Genomic DNA, 3,523 nt, shown 5'->3' on the forward strand with positions numbered 1-3,523 from the left:
GCTTGTCGTGTTTTCTGCCCGGTGGCGAGTGCTTAACCTTTGCCCATCATTCAACCGAGCAAGGACATTCCCATGCAGCGCTTCACCCGCCGTTTCCTCAGTGCCTGTGCATTTTCCGGGGTGCTGGCCAGCACTGGCGCAGTTGCCGACAGTCAGCCGACCCTTCGGGCGATGTCCGGCGCGACTCCGCTCAGCCAATTGCCTGCGGGCAAAACCGCCTTGCTGGTGATCGATTTCCAGAACGAATACTTCAGCGGCAGGCTGCCGATCCCGGACGGTGCTGCTGCACTGGCGAAAACCCGTGAGCTGATCACTTTCGCCGACCGCCACCACATTCCGGTGTACCACGTGCAGCACGTTGCGCCGGCCGGTTCGCCGGTGTTTGCAAGCGATGGCGACACGGTGAAGTTTCACCGGGACATGCAGCCACGGGCGCAAGACGTCGTGCTGCAAAAGAACACCGTCAGCGTATTTGCCAGCACCGATCTGAACCAGCGCCTGAAAACCTCCGGCATCGACACGCTGATCGTCTCGGGCCTGATGACTCACGCCTGTGTGGCTGGAGCCGCGCGGGATGCAGTGCCGCTCGGTTACAGCGTGATTGTCGCCGCCGATGCCTCGGCAACCCGCGCCATTACCCGTGCCAATGGCGCGGCCATCGACAAGGACTCCCTGCACAAGGCTGCGCTGGCGGAAATCGAAGACACGTTCGGCGATGTCTTGAGCACCGGACAAATCGTCCGTTTGCCGGTTCGATAAGCGGGCTCAGGCTGATCCGCAACTATGCTCCATGAATAAAGATGGCACTCGTGCAGGCCCCGATTGACTAAGGTTCGGGGCGTGCATGACGCCTGACTGACATGGATCGGACATGAACCAAAAAAACCTTCAATTCAAATCCCTCACCGTGCTGCTGTTGCTGGTCACGGTGGCGTTTATCTGGATCCTGCTGCCGTTTTATGGCGCGGTGTTCTGGGCGGTGATCCTCGGCATCCTGTTTGCGCCGATGCAACGCCGGTTACAGCAGAAATTCGGCTGGCAACGCAACCTGACTGCTTTGTGCACCCTGGGCATTTGCCTGATCATTGCGATTCTGCCGGTCATCATCCTCAGCGTGTTATTGGTCCAGGAAGGCGCGACGCTGTACAACAACATCGAAAGCGGCCAACTGGACATCGGCGCCTATCTGGCGCAGTTCAAACACAGTCTGCCGCCTTACTTTCAGCATTTGCTTGATCGCTTCGGCATGGGCGAACTCAACGGTCTGCGCGAGAAAATCGTCAAGGCGTCGATGCAGGGCAGTCAGGTACTGGCCACTCAGGCCTTCAGTTTCGGTCAGGGCACGTTCGAGTTCGTGGTCAGCTTCGGCATCATGCTGTACCTGCTGTTTTTCTTTCTGCGCGATGGCGCCGAGCTGGTGCGCAAGGTGCGTACCGCCGTACCGCTGGAAGAGAGTCACAAACGGCGTTTGCAGTTGAAGTTCAACCGGGTAGTGCGCGCAACGGTGAAGGGCAACCTGGTGGTAGCGGTCACTCAGGGCGCATTGGGCGGGGCGATTTTCTGGTTTCTCGACATCCCCAGCGCACTGCTGTGGGCCGTGCTGATGGGTTTTCTGTCGCTGTTGCCGGCGGTGGGGGCGGGAATTGTCTGGGCGCCGGTGGCGGTGTATTTCCTGCTCAGCGGGATGATTTGGCAAGGCGTGGTGCTGGCGTTGTTCGGGGTGTTTGTGATCGGCTTGGTCGACAACGTGCTGCGCCCGATTCTGGTGGGCAAGGACACGCGTATGCCCGATTACTTGATCCTGATCTCGACCCTTGGTGGCCTCGCGGTGTTCGGCCTCAACGGCTTTGTCATTGGCCCGTTGATCGCGGCCCTGTTCATGTCCAGTTGGGCGCTGTTCATCGAGACCAAACCGAAAGTCCAGCTGCCTTAGGCTTGAAACGGCTCGCCAACGATTTTCTGCGACAAGGCCTGCGCCGCCGGCAACGAGGTGAGCGGGCCGCTGATCGGCTCGCCATCGCGCACCAGATACCAGCAGGCGAGCAGGCCCGACGCTCTGAGCGCGGCGGGAACGGCGCTGCCGATAACGGACATGATTTGAACCTGAGCCATGACAAGGACCTCCATCAAACGATGGGGCTACCTTAGGGATTCAACGGTTGCAGGGACAATCAACGCTTTCGATAGTAGTCATTGATGCCGTTGAGGGCTGATCAATCGACCACTTGATCGAGCATGTGCATGACCTCGCGCTCGTTGAGCAAGGACTTGTGCACGAGGTTCTCCGTCAGTAGCGAGAGAAACTTGGCACAACGGTGACCTTCCAGGTGCTTGAGCTCGGTCAGGGCGCTGTACACCTTGCTGGAGGTGCAGAGGCCGACAATGCGGTGCGGGTTTTGTGTAGGCATGTAATCGTCCTTGTTCTTATCAACCTGTTGTTTGCGGACGGATTCAGATTGCGGTTCCGTCATGACAAAAAGATGACCGTTGTGTGCAAAAGACCATAACGCTCGCAACCATCATGCCGACTTTAGCGGGTGAGACTGTCTCCACAGCGACCTTGGCGAGATTTTTTCAGACCCTGGCCGACCGGCGGTCATAAAAAAGCCCCGCTCTATAAAGCGGGGCTCTTTGTTTTCGGTTACCAGCGTGGGCCACCGTAATAGTGCGGGCGACCGTAATAGCCACGCGGCGGGCCGTAATACACCGGAGCCGGTTGCACGTACACCGGTTGTTGCACATACACCGGCGCTGGCTGGTAGTAGACCGGTGGCGGTGGTTGCTGCACATAGACCGGTGGCGGCGCATACACCGGCGCCTGTTGCACATAAACCGGGCGATCCTGGTTGATAAGCGCCGAACCGATGATGGCCGAGCCGACGATTGCGCCAAACACTGCCGGCCCCTGCCAGCCACCGCCATGGGCTTCTGCTTGCCCTGTGACAGCAAAGGCACCGATCAGCAGGGCGACGATAGGGAGTTTACGAATCATGATAATTCCTCGGTTCTTCAACCCGGCATCGGGGCCTGCACCAGGCCCACAGTTGTCGCGGGGATATCTCTAAGACAGCGAAATTCGGAAAATCAGCACAGCCGTTGGGTAAATTTTGTGTAAGGTCTGTACCGGCTTCTTTACTGGGCCATGCGCTGGCCACGGCACACGTTTAAAACAGGCCGCTATGATCGTTCAGAACCTGATGGGCTGGCTAATCCCGTCCATCCGAAAGTGCGTTTGAAGGAGAAAATTCATGCAGATGAACCCGAACAAAGACACCCAGCTGTGCATGTCCCTGTCCGGCCGGCCGGGGAATTTCGGTCTGCGTTTTCATAATCATTTGTATGAGCAGTTGGGCCTGAACTTCTACTACAAGGCGTTCAGCAGCCAGGACCTGCCCGGCGCAGTCGGCGGCATTCGCGCCTTGGGCATTCGCGGTTGCGGCGTGTCGATGCCGTTCAAGGAAGCCTGCATCGCATTGGTCGATGAGCTGGACGCGTCGGCGGCGGCGATCCAGTCGATCAACAC

Annotated in this window: 5 protein-coding genes and 1 pseudogene; 3 read left to right on the forward strand and 3 right to left on the reverse strand. The window is 58.5% G+C overall.

Annotated features, from left to right (window positions below):
• Positions 1-72 precede the first annotated feature (72 nt).
• The gene (locus DBR24_RS20090) at positions 73-759 is read left to right on the forward strand and encodes a cysteine hydrolase family protein (protein ID WP_128615631.1); all 687 of its coding nucleotides are present in this window, start codon (positions 73-75) and stop codon (positions 757-759) included.
• Between the two features lie 112 nt (positions 760-871).
• Positions 872-1,933, forward strand: coding sequence for an AI-2E family transporter (locus DBR24_RS20095; protein ID WP_123462297.1), 1,062 nt, complete (start codon positions 872-874; stop codon positions 1,931-1,933).
• Here the strand turns inward: DBR24_RS20095 and DBR24_RS20100 are convergent.
• The 3 genes from DBR24_RS20100 to DBR24_RS20110 all read right to left on the reverse strand — a co-directional run bounded on the left by DBR24_RS20100 (position 1,930) and on the right by DBR24_RS20110 (position 2,992).
• Positions 1,930-2,112: a hypothetical protein gene (locus DBR24_RS20100; RefSeq protein WP_123462298.1), complete on the reverse strand. Its 183-nt coding sequence runs from the start codon at positions 2,110-2,112 to the stop codon at positions 1,930-1,932. The genes DBR24_RS20095 and DBR24_RS20100 overlap by 4 nt on opposite strands.
• Positions 2,113-2,213: 101 nt before the next feature.
• Positions 2,214-2,408 carry a hypothetical protein gene (locus tag DBR24_RS20105; protein WP_128615632.1) on the reverse strand — a complete coding sequence of 65 codons (195 nt, stop codon included), beginning with the start codon at positions 2,406-2,408 and terminating at the stop codon, positions 2,214-2,216.
• Between the two features lie 233 nt (positions 2,409-2,641).
• Positions 2,642-2,992: a hypothetical protein gene (locus DBR24_RS20110; protein ID WP_093434008.1), complete on the reverse strand. Its 351-nt coding sequence runs from the start codon at positions 2,990-2,992 to the stop codon at positions 2,642-2,644.
• A 256-nt stretch (positions 2,993-3,248) separates the two neighbouring features.
• Here DBR24_RS20110 and DBR24_RS20115 point away from each other — a divergent pair.
• Positions 3,249-3,523 (forward strand): annotated as a pseudogene (locus DBR24_RS20115) (shikimate 5-dehydrogenase); the annotation flags it as partial.

Origin of the sequence: Pseudomonas sp. HMWF006 (assembly GCF_003061205.1) — a bacterium.
In the GTDB taxonomy this organism is placed as follows: Bacteria; Pseudomonadota; Gammaproteobacteria; order Pseudomonadales; family Pseudomonadaceae; genus Aquipseudomonas; species Aquipseudomonas monsensis.

Bases quoted from the DNA above. Each gene is read 5' to 3' on its own strand.
- DBR24_RS20100 (WP_123462298.1), bottom strand. From the start codon at position 2,112: ATGGCTCAGGTTCAAATCATGTCCGTTATCGGCAGCGCCGTTCCCGCC.
- DBR24_RS20095 (WP_123462297.1), top strand. From the start codon at position 872: ATGAACCAAAAAAACCTTCAATTCAAATCCCTCACCGTGCTGCTGTTG.
- DBR24_RS20105 (WP_128615632.1), bottom strand. From the start codon at position 2,408: ATGCCTACACAAAACCCGCACCGCATTGTCGGCCTCTGCACCTCCAGC.
- DBR24_RS20090 (WP_128615631.1), top strand. From the start codon at position 73: ATGCAGCGCTTCACCCGCCGTTTCCTCAGTGCCTGTGCATTTTCCGGG.
- DBR24_RS20110 (WP_093434008.1), bottom strand. From the start codon at position 2,992: ATGATTCGTAAACTCCCTATCGTCGCCCTGCTGATCGGTGCCTTTGCT.